This is a genomic window from Enterobacter sp. FUJ80071 (assembly GCF_038739915.1).
GTDB classification, from domain to species: domain Bacteria; phylum Pseudomonadota; class Gammaproteobacteria; order Enterobacterales; family Enterobacteriaceae; genus Enterobacter; species Enterobacter kobei.
This window is the reverse complement of sequence record NZ_JBBXKH010000001.1, coordinates 770299-784407: the sequence shown is the minus strand read 5'-3', so window position 1 is coordinate 784407 and position 14109 is coordinate 770299. Positions and strand designations below refer to the sequence as shown.

14 protein-coding genes are annotated in these 14109 nt (G+C 55.3%); 9 read left to right on the top strand and 5 right to left on the bottom strand.

Features of this window, described 5'->3' with window-relative positions; translation table 11 throughout:
- Nucleotides 1-38 precede the first annotated feature (38 nt).
- Together AAER43_RS03695 and AAER43_RS03690 are read left to right on the top strand one after the other, a co-directional pair.
- Nucleotides 39-1436 carry an MFS transporter gene (locus AAER43_RS03695; RefSeq protein ID WP_014882563.1) on the top strand — a complete coding sequence of 466 codons (1398 nt, stop codon included), beginning with the start codon at nucleotides 39-41 and terminating at the stop codon, nucleotides 1434-1436.
- 10 nt (nucleotides 1437-1446) lie between these two features.
- Nucleotides 1447-2397, top strand: a complete 951-nt coding sequence (locus AAER43_RS03690) for a family 43 glycosylhydrolase (protein ID WP_050862975.1) — start codon at nucleotides 1447-1449, stop codon at nucleotides 2395-2397.
- 18 nt (nucleotides 2398-2415) lie between these two features.
- On the opposite strand, the gene ampE is transcribed toward AAER43_RS03690, so the two are convergent.
- A complete protein-coding gene (ampE, locus tag AAER43_RS03685; RefSeq protein ID WP_023332090.1) occupies nucleotides 2416-3270 on the bottom strand; it encodes a beta-lactamase regulator AmpE in 855 nt (284 codons plus the stop codon).
- A gap of 9 nt (nucleotides 3271-3279) precedes the next feature.
- Nucleotides 3280-3831 (bottom strand): 1,6-anhydro-N-acetylmuramyl-L-alanine amidase AmpD, encoded by a 552-nt coding sequence (ampD, locus tag AAER43_RS03680; protein WP_014882560.1) that lies wholly within the window; start codon nucleotides 3829-3831, stop codon nucleotides 3280-3282.
- Between the two features lie 87 nt (nucleotides 3832-3918).
- Between ampD and nadC the strand changes: the two genes are divergently transcribed.
- The 4 genes from nadC (at nucleotide 3919) to hofC (ending at nucleotide 7990) form a co-directional block, all read left to right on the top strand.
- On the top strand, nucleotides 3919-4812 hold the full coding sequence (nadC, locus tag AAER43_RS03675; protein WP_014882559.1) for a carboxylating nicotinate-nucleotide diphosphorylase: 894 nt from the start codon (nucleotides 3919-3921) through the stop codon (nucleotides 4810-4812).
- 173 nt (nucleotides 4813-4985) lie between these two features.
- Nucleotides 4986-5423, top strand: a complete 438-nt coding sequence (gene ppdD / locus AAER43_RS03670) for a prepilin peptidase-dependent pilin (RefSeq protein WP_014882558.1) — start codon at nucleotides 4986-4988, stop codon at nucleotides 5421-5423.
- 10 nt (nucleotides 5424-5433) lie between these two features.
- Nucleotides 5434-6816 carry a type II secretion system protein GspE gene (gspE, locus tag AAER43_RS03665; RefSeq protein ID WP_050862974.1) on the top strand — a complete coding sequence of 461 codons (1383 nt, stop codon included), beginning with the start codon at nucleotides 5434-5436 and terminating at the stop codon, nucleotides 6814-6816.
- Nucleotides 6806-7990, top strand: a complete 1185-nt coding sequence (gene hofC, locus AAER43_RS03660; protein WP_023336759.1) for a protein transport protein HofC — start codon at nucleotides 6806-6808, stop codon at nucleotides 7988-7990. Before gspE ends, hofC begins: the two co-directional genes overlap by 11 nt.
- A 40-nt stretch (nucleotides 7991-8030) precedes the next feature.
- Here the strand turns inward: hofC and AAER43_RS03655 are convergent, their stop codons facing one another.
- Complete coding sequence (locus AAER43_RS03655) at nucleotides 8031-9074, bottom strand: GMP reductase (RefSeq protein WP_045134574.1); 1044 nt, start codon at nucleotides 9072-9074, stop codon at nucleotides 8031-8033.
- A gap of 228 nt (nucleotides 9075-9302) precedes the next feature.
- Here AAER43_RS03655 and coaE point away from each other — a divergent pair, with 228 nt between their 5' ends.
- From coaE to yacG, 3 genes are read left to right on the top strand one after another with little or no spacing between them, the layout of a single operon-like run.
- Complete coding sequence (coaE, locus tag AAER43_RS03650) at nucleotides 9303-9923, top strand: dephospho-CoA kinase (protein WP_050862973.1); 621 nt, start codon at nucleotides 9303-9305, stop codon at nucleotides 9921-9923.
- On the top strand, nucleotides 9923-10666 hold the full coding sequence (zapD, locus tag AAER43_RS03645; protein ID WP_014882553.1) for a cell division protein ZapD: 744 nt from the start codon (nucleotides 9923-9925) through the stop codon (nucleotides 10664-10666). Before coaE ends, zapD begins: the two co-directional genes overlap by 1 nt.
- Before the next feature lie 9 nt (nucleotides 10667-10675).
- On the top strand, nucleotides 10676-10870 hold the full coding sequence (gene yacG, locus AAER43_RS03640; RefSeq protein ID WP_014882552.1) for a DNA gyrase inhibitor YacG: 195 nt from the start codon (nucleotides 10676-10678) through the stop codon (nucleotides 10868-10870).
- 33 nt (nucleotides 10871-10903) lie between these two features.
- Here yacG and mutT read toward each other — a convergent pair whose 3' ends face one another.
- Complete coding sequence (mutT, locus tag AAER43_RS03635) at nucleotides 10904-11296, bottom strand: 8-oxo-dGTP diphosphatase MutT (protein WP_023336758.1); 393 nt, start codon at nucleotides 11294-11296, stop codon at nucleotides 10904-10906.
- 57 nt (nucleotides 11297-11353) lie between these two features.
- Nucleotides 11354-14059 carry a preprotein translocase subunit SecA gene (secA, locus tag AAER43_RS03630; RefSeq protein WP_014882550.1) on the bottom strand — a complete coding sequence of 902 codons (2706 nt, stop codon included), beginning with the start codon at nucleotides 14057-14059 and terminating at the stop codon, nucleotides 11354-11356.
- Nucleotides 14060-14109 lie beyond the last annotated feature (50 nt).

The window sequence follows — 14109 nt, the reverse complement described above, 5'->3', positions numbered from 1 at the left end:
AAATAATTCTCTCCATACCGAAACCCGGAGAGCAGTCTATGGATAACGCTAAACTGTCAGTAAAAGAAAAGATCGGCTATGGGATGGGCGATGCAGGTTGCAACATCATCTTTGGCGCCATCATGCTGTTTGTTAACTATTTTTATACCGACATATTTGGCCTCGCGCCTGCGCTGGTGGGGGTCTTACTGCTGTCGGTCCGTGTGATTGACGCCGTCACCGACCCTATCATGGGGGCAATTGCCGACCGCACCCGCAGTAAATATGGCCGTTTTCGTCCATGGCTGCTGTGGATTGCCTTCCCCTACGCGCTGTTCAGTATTCTGATGTTCACCACACCGGAGTGGAGCTATAACAGCAAAGTTATCTATGCGTTTGTCACCTACTTCCTGCTCTCATTAACCTATACGGCCATCAACATCCCTTACTGCTCGTTAGGAGGGGTGATCACCAACGATCCGAAAGAGCGTGTGGCCTGCCAGTCCTACCGCTTCGTGCTGGTCGGCATCGCCACGTTGCTGCTGTCATTGACGCTGCTGCCGATGGCCGACTGGTTTGGCGGGGATAACAAAGCCAAAGGCTACCAGATGGCAATGACCGTACTGGCGCTGATTGGCACCTGCATGTTCCTGTTCTGCTTCGCCACCGTGCGCGAGCGCGTGCGCCCGGCGGTGCAGACCCACGACGAGCTGAAAAATGACCTGAAAGACGTGTGGAAAAACGACCAGTGGGTGCGAATTTTGCTCCTGACCCTGTGCAACGTCTGCCCGGGCTTTATCCGCATGGCGGCAACCATGTATTACGTCACCTGGGTGATGGGCCAGAGCACCCACTTCGCCACCGTGTTTATCAGCCTGGGGGTTATCGGCATGATGCTTGGCAGCGTGCTGGCAAAAGTGCTGACCGACCGCTGGTGTAAACTGAAGGTCTTCTTCTGGACCAATATCGTGCTGGCGATATTTTCCTGCGCCTTCTATTTCTTCGACCCGAAAGCCACCGTCACCATCGTGGTGCTCTACGTTCTGCTGAACATCCTGCACCAGATCCCGTCTCCGCTGCACTGGTCGCTGATGGCTGACGTGGATGACTACGGCGAGTGGAAAACCGGGAAACGCATCACCGGGATCAGCTTCTCCGGCAACATTTTCTTCCTGAAGCTGGGTCTGGCGATTGCCGGGGCAATGGTCGGTTTTCTGCTCTCCTGGTACGGTTACGACGCAGGCGCAAAAGCGCAAAGCGCGGAGGCCATTAACGGTATCGTACTGCTGTTTACCGTTATTCCTGGCGTTGGATACTTAATTACCGCGGGCGTTGTACGCCTGCTGAAAGTGGACCGCGAAACCATGAAGATGATCCAGTCCGATCTGGAAAAGCGCCGCGCCAACTACCGCGAGCTGAACGCTTATCAGGAACTCAAAGCCGCAGAGACAAAATAAGGAAAGTTGCATGCAAACCTGGCCAAACCCGTTTATTGAACAACGCGCCGACCCATACATTTTACATCATGAGGGGCAATACTATTTTATTGCCTCCGTGCCGGAGTACGACAGGCTGGCTATCCGCCGTGCTGACTCGCTGGAGGGCTTGCACAGCGCCGAAGAGATAGTGGTCTGGCGCAAACCCGACACCGGTCCAATGAGCCAGTTGATTTGGGCCCCAGAACTGCATCACATCGACGGGAAGTGGTATATCTATTTTGCCGCGACGCACACCCAGGCGCTTGATAGCCTCGGCATGTTCCAGCACCGAATGTTTGCGCTGGAGTGTACCGACAGCGATCCGCTCGCCGGTACGTGGGTCGAGAAGGGGCAAATAAAAACGCCATTCGACACTTTCGCCCTCGATGCCACCACCTTTGTCCATCAGGGGAAACGCTGGTATCTGTGGGCGCAAAAAGCGCCGGATATCGCCGGAAACTCCAACCTTTATCTGTGTGAAATGGAAAATCCGTGGACGCTGAAAGGCGAGCCGGTGATGCTCAGTAAACCTGAATATGACTGGGAATGCCGCGGATTTCTGGTTAATGAAGGTCCGGCGGTGCTGGTTCACGGCGACAAGCTGTTTATCAGCTACTCCGCTAGCGCCACCGATGAGAACTACTGCATGGGGTTATTGTGGATAGACCTGAATGCCGATCCGCAACAGCCGGCGAACTGGCACAAATCTGCGCGTCCGGTGTTCGTTACCAGCTACGAAAATCGTCAGTACGGCCCGGGTCACAACAGCTTTACGCAAACGCCGGAAGGGGAAGATGTGCTGGTGTATCACGCGCGGAATTACACCGAAATTGAGGGCGACCCGCTGTACGATCCGAATCGCCATACCCGACTGAAGCGTGTTCGTTGGGACGAAAGCGGGATGCCTGATTTCGGCATCCCGCCTGCGGATACGCTATAGCGTTTGCGGCACGCTGGCCTACACCAGCGTGCCGTAAATGGTCAGCAGCGCCACAACCACCACCACCACAAACGACGTTTTCTTTGCCATTGAAACCGCCGCTTTTGGCGTTTCAATCTTGTCGGTATGCGGCTCTCGCGCCAGGGAAAACTGCGCCAGACGGGTTAACACCTGATACTGCGAGGTGTGCCGGTCGCCCAGAGACGCAAACCACGCTGGCAATGCTTTTTCACCGTGGCCAATGAGCGCGTACACCACACCCACCAGACGCACCGGCAGCCAGTCGAGCACATGCAGGATGGCATCAATGCCGGAGAGCAAACGTTCATGCGGTGTCAGATAACGGGCAAGCCAGGTCTGCCAGGCACGCAGGAACGCGTACCCCATCAGCAAGACGGGTCCCACCGGGCCGCCCACCACAAACCAGAACAGCGGCGCGAGGTAGTAACGGAAGTTAATCCACAGCAGCGCATTTTGCAGCTCGCGCAGGAACTCGCGCTCGTCGCAATCCGGCGGCACGCCGTGGATCATCGTCAGTTCGCTCGCCATGGCACCGCGCGCGTGGGCATCATCGCGGGAGGCCGCTTTAAGATATGCGTGGTAGTGCAAACGCACCTTGCCCGCACCAATGCACAGCACGCCAAGCAGGATCCACACCACCAGCAGCGGCACATTGAAAAAGAGTCCGTACAGCGCGCGCAGCAGCAGGAAGGTAATCACCATCACACCCGCCATCATCAGCAGCGTGCGCAGCATGGAAAAGTGCCTGATGCGGCGGAATAACACCTCCAGCCGGTGATCCAGATGCCAGTGCTCACCGAGCTTGAACAGACGTTCAGCGATGATAACCAGCAGCATGGTAAACAACGTCATGGTATCTCCTTATTCTGACGACGCGGTGAGCATGGCGCGAAAGCGGGGCCAGTCAAATGCCGGGCCAGGATCGGTTTTTCTCGCCGGAGCGATATCACTGTGTCCGGTAATGTTGTCGGCGATTGCCGGGTAGAGTCCGATAAGCGTACGGGTCACAGCCGCTAACTTTTGATACTGTGAGTCGGTGTAGGGCGTAGTATCCGTGCCTTCCAGCTCGATCCCAATGGAGAAATCGTTGCACCGTTCGCGCCCGTGATACATCGACACCCCGGCATGCCAGGCGCGCTTATCAAAAGGAACATACTGAACCACCTCACCATCACGACGAATCAGACAGTGAGCCGACACGCGCAAATGCGCAATCTCAGCGAAGAAAGGATGGGCATTGGGATCTATCGTTCCCGTGAATAACGCATCGATCCACGGGCCGCCAAATTCACCCGGCGGGAGACTAATATTATGAACCACCAGCAGTGTGGGCTTTTCATCCTCCGGGCGGCAATCGTGGTGCGGCGAGGGTACACGCCGCGCATCCACCAGCCATCCGTTTTCTAACAACATGCTGGAACTCCTTCTGTATGGTGCAATGACTCGGTTCAGAGTAGCATGTTTCAATATTATGATTCGTTACCAATTTGGAGTTTTATCATGCCGCCTCGCCGCTACAACCCCGACCACCGACGTGAAGCACTTCTGGAACGTATTAATATGGATATTCCGGCAAGCGTTGCCCATGCGTTAAAAGAAGACCTTGGGGGTGACGTGAATGCCGATAAAGACATTACCGCACAATTATTGCCAAAAGAGACACGTTCCCACGCGGTCATTATTACCCGTGAAGAGGGCGTTTTTTGCGGCAAGCGTTGGGTTGAAGAGGTATTTACTCAACTGGCGGGCGATGATGTGCAGGTGACCTGGCACGTTGAAGATGGTGATGCGATTACAGCCAATCAGCCGCTGTTCGAGCTGGACGGTCCCTCGCGCGTCTTGCTGACCGGCGAACGCACCGCGCTCAATTTTGTACAAACGCTCTCTGGCGTCGCCAGCGAAGTGCGTCGCTATGTTGACCTCCTGGCCGGCACCCACACTCAGCTGCTGGATACCCGCAAAACGCTGCCAGGCCTGCGCACTGCGCTGAAATACGCGGTGCTCTGTGGCGGCGGCGCCAACCATCGACTGGGCTTATCCGATGCCTTCCTGATCAAAGAGAACCACATTATTGCGTCGGGTTCCGTGCGCCAGGCCGTTGAGAAAGCCTTCTGGCTGCATCCGGACGTCCCTGTTGAAGTGGAAGTCGAAAGCCTGGAAGAGCTGGAGCAGGCCGTTAAGGCCGGAGCCGATATCATCATGCTCGACAATTTCGAAACTGAGCAGATGCGCGAGGCAGTAAAACTGACTAACGGCCGCGCCCAGCTTGAAGTTTCCGGGAACGTCACGTTCGACACGATCCGTGAATTCGCCGAAACCGGTGTGGACTACATCTCCGTCGGCGCGCTGACCAAACACGTTCGCGCCCTTGACCTCTCCATGCGCTTCAAATAACACGCTTCCCCTCTCCGCCCGGAGAGGGGAATTTCAGTCCTGCTCGCAAATCCGTTGTTCTTCCCTGCAACACTGCATGAATTCTCTGAAGCCCCTTTCCCGTTCCCTTTTTTGCCCCTCGTTTCTCTCCTTTCGCGCTGCCAGAGTAGCGCCACTTTGCATAAGGAGCAGATATGGACAGACAACAAGGATTCACACTCATTGAGCTGATGGTGGTCATTGGCATTATTGCGATTCTGAGCGCCATCGGCGTTCCCGCCTATCAGAACTACCTGCGTAAAGCCGCCCTCACCGATATGCTGCAAACCTTCATTCCCTATCGCACTGCCATTGAGCTTTGCGCGCTCGATCACGGTGGCGTGGAGAGCTGTGACGCAGGCAGTAACGGCATCCCTTCCCCGACGACGACGCGTTACGTCTCAGCAATGAACGTGGCAAAAGGGATCGTGACCTTGACGGGTCAGGAGAGTCTCAACGGACTGACGGTGACCATGACGCCACAGTGGAATAACGGCAACGGTATGACAGGCTGGACGCGTGACTGCAACATCAGTGCTGACAGCGAGCTTAAGCAGGCCTGTGAAGACGTCTTCCGCTTCGACAATAACTGAGGGGCGGACAATGAACACAGATCAACTCGTGGCACTTTGCCTTCGCCATCATGCTCTGCTGCTCACCAGCGACAGTGACATGGTCAGCATCGCCGTCGTGGGAAGCCCCGCACCTGAACTTATGGAAGCCCTTCGCTTCGCAACGCAGAAACGGATTGATATCGAGTGCTGGAGCGCTGAACGCATGGAAAAGCATCGGCAGTTAAGCGCGCAATCGCATCTGCCTATCGTTTCGCAGGCACATTCCGCGGTGGATATCCTCAACCACACGCTGCAACAGGCGATAAACCAGCGCGCCTCCGACATCCATATTGAACCGATGGAGCACGCGTGCCAGATTCGCTTACGTATCGATGGCGTACTTTGCCCGCAACCTCCGCTTTCCGCCGCGCTGGCAACGATGCTCAGCGCCCGGTTAAAAGTGCTGGGTAATCTGGATATTGCTGAACGCCGCTTACCGCAGGATGGTCAGTTTACCATTGAGCTGACAAACGAGCCGGTCTCGTTTCGTATCGCCACGCTTCCCTGCAACGGCGGTGAGAAAATTGTGCTGCGACTGCTGCATCAGGTTCAGCAGGCTCTTGAACCGAAAGCACTCGGCATGAGCGCTGAGCAGCTGGCCTGTTTTACTGCTTCACTGCACCAGCCTCAGGGGCTGATTCTGGTTACCGGCCCCACAGGCAGCGGCAAAACCGTCACCCTCTATAGCGCGTTACAGGCGCTTAACACCCCTGACGTCAACATCTGCAGCGTAGAGGATCCCATTGAAATCCCGCTTGCGGGATTGAATCAGACGCAGATTAACCCGCGAGCGGGCCTGACATTTCAGAGCGTGCTAAGGGCGCTGCTGCGTCAGGATCCGGATATCATTATGGTCGGCGAAATTCGTGATGGCGAAACGGCAGAGATCGCTATTAATGCCGCGCAGACCGGGCACCTGGTATTGTCGACGCTGCATACCAACTCGACAACGGAAACCCTGATTCGCCTGGAGCAGATGGGCGTCGCGCGCTGGATGATATCTTCCGCACTCTCTATGGTGATTGCCCAACGGCTGGTTCGGCGTCTTTGTCCACATTGCCGACAGCAAAACGGGGAGCATTCGGGCTTACCCCGCCCGGTTTGGCCGCGACCACTTCCCCGCTGGCAACCCACAGGCTGCGATCGTTGCTATCACGGTTTTTACGGCCGGGTGGCGATTTTTGAAGTACTGGCAATCGACAACCCTCTGCGTCAGGCAATTGCCAGCGGGGCAGGCACCGAGGTCATAGAAGCCAGTGCCCGGCAGGCAGGGTTAATCTCGCTGTTTGAACACGGCTGTATGGCCATTGAGCAAGGGCTAACCACGCTCGAAGAGTTATTGCGTGTTTTGGGGATGCCCGATGGCCACTAATCACCTCTGGCGCTGGCGAGCCCTCTCCACAGAAGGAGAACCCCGAAGCGGGACACTCTGGGCCACAGACCGCAACGCGGCCTTCACCAGACTAATGCGGAACGACCTGCATCCTCTGGCCCTCTCCCGATGCCCTCAGAGACACCGCTGGCGTCCTCATCACTGCTACGAGATGTTTCGCCAGCTCGCCACGCTGCTGCAGGCCGGACTAACGCTTGCGCATAGCCTGCAAATGCTGGCTGACCAGCATCCATCAGAACCGTGGCGGGCACTGCTGCAAAGCGTTGCCGATGAACTCAGTGAAGGGTGCCCTTTTTCTGAGGCGCTCAGGCGGTGGCCCACGGTCTTTACCCCATTGCATATCTCAATGGTAAAAACGGGTGAGCTGACAGGGAAGCTGGAAGAGTGCTGTCGCCAGCTCGCCCAGCAACAAAAAGCGCAGCAGCAGCTCGGTCAGAAAGTGAAAAAAGCGCTGCGCTACCCGGCGATCATCCTGACGCTGGCGGTACTCGTCGTACTCGCCATGGTCACCCTGGTGTTGCCCGAGTTCGCCGCAATCTACAAAACGTTTAACACTCCCCTTCCGGCGCTGACGCGGATGGTGATGGGTATATCCGCGTTTATGCAGTCCTACGCTCTCGCACTGTTCGCGGTGCTGCTTGTTCCGTTAACCGCAGCCTGGACTCTGCGTCACACGCCTCGCTGGCAGCGATTTCTTCTGCATCTACCTGTAATGGGGGCGCTGGCGAAAGGGCAAAAGCTGGGGCAGATCTTCACCGTACTGTCGCTCACACAGCAGGCAGGCATTGCCTTTTTACAGGGGCTTGAGAGCGCAGAAGAGACCGTCGAAAGCCGCTACTGGCAAGGGATCCTTCGCAGAATACGCGAAGATATTGAAAAAGGGCTTCCCGTCTGGTCATCCTTTCAGAAAGCGGCAATGTTTACCCCGCTCTGTATTCAGCTTTTACGAACGGGCGAAATGTCAGGTTCACTGGACATCATGCTGGCAAACCTTGCTCGTCATCATACGGAGCAAACTTTTCAGTTGGCCGACAATCTGGCAGCACTCCTGGAGCCGTTACTACTGGTTGTCACGGGGATCATCATCGGCACGCTAGTGGTGGCAATGTATTTGCCCATTTTCCATTTGGGGGATGCGATGAGCGCGGGATAGCCAATAGTGCTGGCGCACGGACATGCGCCAGCGAAAGCCATTACAGGCTATTGAAAACGCGGTTTTCCTGCTCCTGAACGCGAATAAACGTCGTACGTTTCGTCAGCTCTTTCAGACGGGAGGCACCCACGTAGGTACAGGCTGAGCGCAGGCCGCCCAGGATGTCGCGCGCGGTGTTTTCAACCGGGCCACGCAGAGGCAGCTTCACGGTTTTGCCTTCTGCCGCACGGTATTTTGCCACACCACCAACGTGACGGGTCATTGCAGACTCAGAGCTCATACCGTAGAACAGCATGAATTTCTCACCGTTTTCTTCCACCACGGTGCCGCCGCTCTCTTCATGACCGGCCAGCATACCGCCGAGCATCACGAAGTCTGCGCCGCCGCCAAACGCCTTCGCCACATCGCCCGGCATGGTGCAACCGCCGTCACTGATGATCTGGCCGCCCAGGCCATGCGCCGCATCGGCACATTCGATAACGGCGGACAGCTGCGGATACCCAACGCCGGTTTTGACGCGCGTGGTGCATACGGAGCCCGGGCCAATGCCCACTTTCACGATGTCGGCACCGGAGAGGATCAGCTCTTCACACATTTCACCGGTCACCACGTTGCCCGCGATGATGGTTTTCGTTGGCCAGGCCTCACGCGCCTTGCTGACGAACTGCACGAAATGCTCGGAGTAACCGTTCGCCACATCAATACACACAAAATTGAGCGCCGGGTTCGCATTCAGGATCTGTTTGGTCTTCTCGAAATCGGCATCAGAGGTGCCGGTGGAGACCATCACATGCTTCACCACATCCTCAGAGGCGGATGCAACAAACGCATTCCACTCTTCCGGGCTGTAGTGTTTGTGCACTGCGGTGAGAATATCGAACTGCGCCAGGGCGGTTGCCATCCCGAAGGTGCCCACCGTATCCATATTGGCGGCGATAATCGGCACGCCAGACCAGGTCTGACCGGAATGTTTAAAGGTGAATTGACGTTCGAGTTCAACGTCTGAGCGACTTTTCAGTGTAGAGCGTTTAGGGCGGATAAGAACGTCTTTGAAACCTAACTTCAGATCTTCTTCGATACGCATGTGCGGATTCCTGGGGTTAGAGGCAAATATGTTAAAAGCACAACTCCAGTGACGCTATCATACGCACTAATACCTGCTCCGCAAGACTGCGAAATTCTCTTTTTTTACGCTACAATCCTATAAATTTACCTGGTAAAAAGCCGGTAAACAGGGCTAAACAGTGGCTGAAGCACGTTTGAAATTTAACCAACTGATTTTAATAATGAATAATTCCCAGGATTTGATTTAATGGGGTATATCGTCGCATTAACCGGCGGCATCGGTAGTGGCAAAAGTACCGTTGCGGACGCATTTTCTCGTCTGGGTATCACGATTATTGATGCCGATATCATTGCCCGTCAGGTGGTAGAGCCCAATACACCCGCGCTAAAAGCCATCGAAAACCATTTTGGTCCGGCAATTATCAGTGCAAATGGCACGCTAAATCGCCGCAAGCTACGTGAATGCATTTTTTCCGATTCTGCGGAAAAACGCTGGCTTAATGCCCTGCTCCACCCCATTATCCACCAGGAAACACAGCGTCAAATTGCCGCAGCCCGCTCGCCGTATGTTCTGTGGGTGGTTCCGCTGCTGGTAGAGAATCAGCTGCAGAATAAAGCCGATCGGGTGCTGGTCATTGATGTCTCGCCTGAAACGCAAATCCAGCGCACCGTGACGCGCGATCGTGTCTCGCGCGAACAGGCTAAACAAATTCTTGCCGCTCAGGCCACGCGCGCTCAGCGCCTTGCCGTTGCGGATGATGTTATTGATAATAACGGCGCACCAGATGCCATTGCATCGGATGTTGCCCGCCTGCATGCGCAGTATTTGGCGTTCGCCGCGCAGGCCGTTGCACAGGAAAAACCATAATGTCGACCCACATCCTTTTTGAGCATCCGCTCAACGAAAAAATGCGTACCTGGCTGCGTATCGAATTTCTGATTCAACAACTTTCACAACATTTGCCCGTCAGCGATCATGCCACTGCGTTGCACTTCTTCCGCAACGTGGGGGATCTGCTGGATGTCATTGAGCGGGGCGACGTCCGCACAGAGCTTCTGAAAGAACTGGAGCGCCAGCAGCGTAAATTACAGGCCTGGGCCGAAGTGCCGGGCGTGGATCAGAGCCGCATTGATTCACTTCGTCAGCAGCTTAAAAACAGCAGCAGTACGCTGATGGCCGCACCTCGTGTCGGGCAATTTTTGCGAGAAGATCGCCTGATCGGCCTGGTGCGCCAGCGCCTGAGTATTCCTGGTGGCTGCTGTAGTTTCGACCTGCCAACGCTGCATATGTGGCTGCATATGCCGCAAGCACAGCGTGATGCGCAGGTGAACAGCTGGCTGGAAAGTCTCGCCCCCATGCACCAGACGCTGTCGCTAATTCTCGACCTCATCCGTAACTCGGCGCCGTTCCGCAAGCAAACCAGCCTGAACGGTTTCTATCAGGATAACGGCGATGATGCCGATCTTCTGCGTCTGAATTTATCGCTCGGCGAGCAGCTTTACCCACAGATTTCCGGGCATAAGAGTCGTTTTGCGATCCGCTTTATGCCTCTGGACAGCGAGAATGGCACCGTGCCGGAACGCCTCGATTTTGAACTGGCCTGTTGTTAAGGAGTGCCGATGTCTGAAGTGACCACCGTAAACTGCCCCACCTGCGGTAAAACCGTTGTATGGGGCGAAATGAGTCCGTTCCGTCCATTCTGCTGCAAGCGCTGTCAGTTAATTGACCTTGGAGAATGGGCGGCGGAAGAGAAACGCATTCCGAGCAAAGGCGATCTCTCGGACAGCGATGACTGGAGTGAAGAGCAGCAATAGCTTTAAAGCCTGCTGGCGCTTCGCTTAGCAGGCCTACAGGTCGTCCGTCAGTCGGGATATGACGGCCGCATTTGCCGGTGGGAATTTATCGGCATCACTGGCCTGAAGCTCCACCCAGTTACCGGGTTGCCCCTCTTTTCCCCAGGGGTCGCCTTCCCAGTTTTCGACCAGCCAGAACCAAAGCGTGATGTGCCTGTCCGGAAACTGGTATTCGAGCTTATCGAACAGCGTTGCGCCAACTGGCGTAATTCCTACTTCTTCCTGAAGCTCACGCACCAGCGCCTCTTCCGGCGTCTCCCCTGATTCGATTTTTCCACCGGGAAACTCCCATTTGTTCGCCATATGGGCATCGGCAGCGCGCTGGGTAATGAAGATCTGGTTTTGCGGGTTGCGAATAATCCCGACGGCAATTTGCAGTATTTTCATATTGTCACTTCCATAAAAAAGGCGCAGATATCTGCGCCTTTTCATTGTCTTATGAACTTAGCTCAGACGGCCGTGGCAGGCCTTATATTTTTTACCGGAACCACACGGGCACGGATCGTTACGACCCACTTTACGATCGCCAGTCTGCGCGGCGATCGCCGCTGCAGCTTCGCTCTCGTCAGTCTGGTGGCTCAGCTGTTGCATCTGCGCCAGACGCTCAGCTTCTTCACGACGCTGTTGTTCCATCGCTTCCACTTCTTCCGGCATACGTACCTGAACTTTGCTCAGGGTGCTGATCACTTCATACTTCAGCGACTCCAGCATAGACGCAAACATGGAGAAGGATTCACGCTTGTACTCCTGCTTCGGATCTTTCTGCGCATAGCCACGCAGGTGAATACCCTGACGCAGGTAGTCCATTGCCGCCAGGTGCTCTTTCCACAGGGAGTCCAGCGTCTGCAGCATCACACCTTTTTCGAAGTGACGCATCATCTCAGCGCCAACCACTTCTTCCTTACGCTTATAAACGTCCAGCGCGGTTTCAAAGATACGTTCGCGCAGCGTCTCTTCGTGCAGCTCAGGCTCTTTGTCCAGCCACTCTTTGATAGGCAGATCGAGGTCAAAGTCGTTCTTCAGACGTTCCTGCAGGCCTTCGATATCCCACATCTCTTCCAGAGACTGCGGTGGAATATGCCCGTCAATGGTCGCTTTGAACACATCTTCACGAATGCTGTTGATGGTTTCGCTCACGTCGGACACGTCCAGCAGTTCGTTACGCTGGGTGTAGATCGCACGACGCTGATCGTTCGCAACGTCATCATACTCCAGCAGCTGCTTACGAATATCAAAGTTGCGGCTTTCCACTTTACGCTGCGCGTTGGCAATCGCTTTAGTGACCCACGGGTGCTCGATGGCTTCGCCTGGTTTCATGCCCAGTTTACGCATCATGCCGGACACGCGGTCGGAGGCGAAAATACGCATCAGCGCATCTTCCATAGACAGGTAGAAGCGAGAAGAACCGGCATCCCCCTGACGGCCCGCACGGCCACGCAGCTGGTTGTCGATACGACGAGATTCGTGACGCTCGGTACCAATAATGTGTAAACCACCGGAAGCCAGAACCGCGTCGTGACGTACCTGCCAGTCTGCTTTGATTTGTGCAATCTGTTCTGGCGTTGGGTTTTCCAGCTCAGCAACCTCAGCCTGCCAGCTACCGCCCAGCATAATATCGGTACCACGACCCGCCATGTTGGTAGCGATGGTCACGGCAGCCGGATAACCCGCCTGAGCAACGATATCCGCTTCTTTAGCATGGAACTTGGCGTTCAGAACGTTGTGTTTAATGCCTGCTTTCGTCAGCTCATTGGAAACCACTTCGGATTTCTCGATGGAGATGGTCCCCACCAGAACCGGCTGCCCATTGGCAGTACGGTCGCGAATATCTTCGATGATTGCCTGAATTTTTTCCGCTTCGGTCATGTACACCAGGTCCGGCATATCCTTACGGATCATTGGACGGTTGGTTGGAACGACAACGGTATCCAGCTTGTAGATGGAGCTGAATTCAAACGCTTCGGTATCAGCAGTACCGGTCATGCCCGCCAGCTTCTCGTACAGACGGAAGTAGTTCTGGAAGGTGATGGACGCCAGGGTCTGGTTTTCATTCTGAATATCCACACCTTCTTTGGCTTCCACAGCCTGGTGCAGACCGTCAGACCAGCGACGTCCCTGCATGGTACGGCCGGTGTGTTCATCGACGATGATGACTTCGCCGTCTTTCACAATGTAGTCGACGTCACGGGTGAACAGCGCGTGGGCGCGCAGTGCAGCCGTTACGTGGTGCATCAGCATGATGTTGCTCGGAGAGTACAGGGACTCCCCCTCTTCCATAATGCCTTCAGCGACCAGCAGCTCTTCAATTTTCACCAGACCGCGCTCGGTCAGGTTCACCTGGCGCGCTTTTTCATCAACGGAGAAGTGACCTTCACCCTGGAAGGTGTCGGAGTCTTCTTTCTCCTGACGCAGCAGGTGCGGAATGATTTTGTCGACTTTGCGGTACATCTCAGAGCTGTCTTCGGCAGGGCCGGAGATGATCAGCGGGGTACGCGCTTCATCGATCAGGATGGAGTCCACCTCATCCACCAGCGCGTAGTGCAGTTTACGCTGGACGCGCTCTTCAGGGCTGAAGGCCATGTTGTCACGCAGGTAGTCGAAGCCGTATTCGTTGTTGGTGCCGTAGGTGATGTCCGCGTTATACGCTTCACGCTTGGCTGGCGCAGGCAGGCCGGACATGTTGATGCCGACCGTCATGCCGAGGAATTCGAACAGTGGACGGTTGTTTTCGGCGTCACGCTGGGCCAGATAGTCGTTGACGGTAACCACGTGAACGCCTTTACCGGTCAGCGCGTTCAGGTAAGCCGGCAGCGTTGCGGTCAGGGTTTTACCTTCACCAGTACGCATTTCCGCGATGCAGCGCTCGTTAAGCACCATACCCCCCAGCAGCTGAACGTCGAAGTGACGCATGCCAAACACACGTTTACTCGCTTCACGCACTACGGCGAAGGCTTCCGGGATCAGGCTTTCTAAGGTTTCCCCTTTTTCCAGACGCGCGCGGAATTCCACGGTTTTTGCTTTCAGCTCGTCATCGGAGAGCTTCTCCATCGCCGGTTCCATACCGTTGATGACAGCGACAGCTTTGCGCATACGGCGCAGTGTACGATCGTTACGACTACCAAAAACTTTAGTTAATAATTTGATTAGCATAATAAATTCTCAAACGCCCCATCATGGGCAGATAAATTAAGGTATTGAAA

Coding starts and splice junctions, on each gene's coding strand:
- coaE (WP_050862973.1), top strand. CDS start 9,303: ATGGGGTATATCGTCGCATTAACCGGCGGCATCGGTAGTGGCAAAAGT.
- AAER43_RS03695 (WP_014882563.1), top strand. CDS start 39: ATGGATAACGCTAAACTGTCAGTAAAAGAAAAGATCGGCTATGGGATG.
- AAER43_RS03690 (WP_050862975.1), top strand. CDS start 1,447: ATGCAAACCTGGCCAAACCCGTTTATTGAACAACGCGCCGACCCATAC.
- ampE (WP_023332090.1), bottom strand. CDS start 3,270: ATGACGTTGTTTACCATGCTGCTGGTTATCATCGCTGAACGTCTGTTC.
- nadC (WP_014882559.1), top strand. CDS start 3,919: ATGCCGCCTCGCCGCTACAACCCCGACCACCGACGTGAAGCACTTCTG.
- ampD (WP_014882560.1), bottom strand. CDS start 3,831: ATGTTGTTAGAAAACGGATGGCTGGTGGATGCGCGGCGTGTACCCTCG.
- AAER43_RS03655 (WP_045134574.1), bottom strand. CDS start 9,074: ATGCGTATCGAAGAAGATCTGAAGTTAGGTTTCAAAGACGTTCTTATC.
- yacG (WP_014882552.1), top strand. CDS start 10,676: ATGTCTGAAGTGACCACCGTAAACTGCCCCACCTGCGGTAAAACCGTT.
- zapD (WP_014882553.1), top strand. CDS start 9,923: ATGTCGACCCACATCCTTTTTGAGCATCCGCTCAACGAAAAAATGCGT.
- gspE (WP_050862974.1), top strand. CDS start 5,434: ATGAACACAGATCAACTCGTGGCACTTTGCCTTCGCCATCATGCTCTG.
- hofC (WP_023336759.1), top strand. CDS start 6,806: ATGGCCACTAATCACCTCTGGCGCTGGCGAGCCCTCTCCACAGAAGGA.
- secA (WP_014882550.1), bottom strand. CDS start 14,059: ATGCTAATCAAATTATTAACTAAAGTTTTTGGTAGTCGTAACGATCGT.
- mutT (WP_023336758.1), bottom strand. CDS start 11,296: ATGAAAATACTGCAAATTGCCGTCGGGATTATTCGCAACCCGCAAAAC.
- ppdD (WP_014882558.1), top strand. CDS start 4,986: ATGGACAGACAACAAGGATTCACACTCATTGAGCTGATGGTGGTCATT.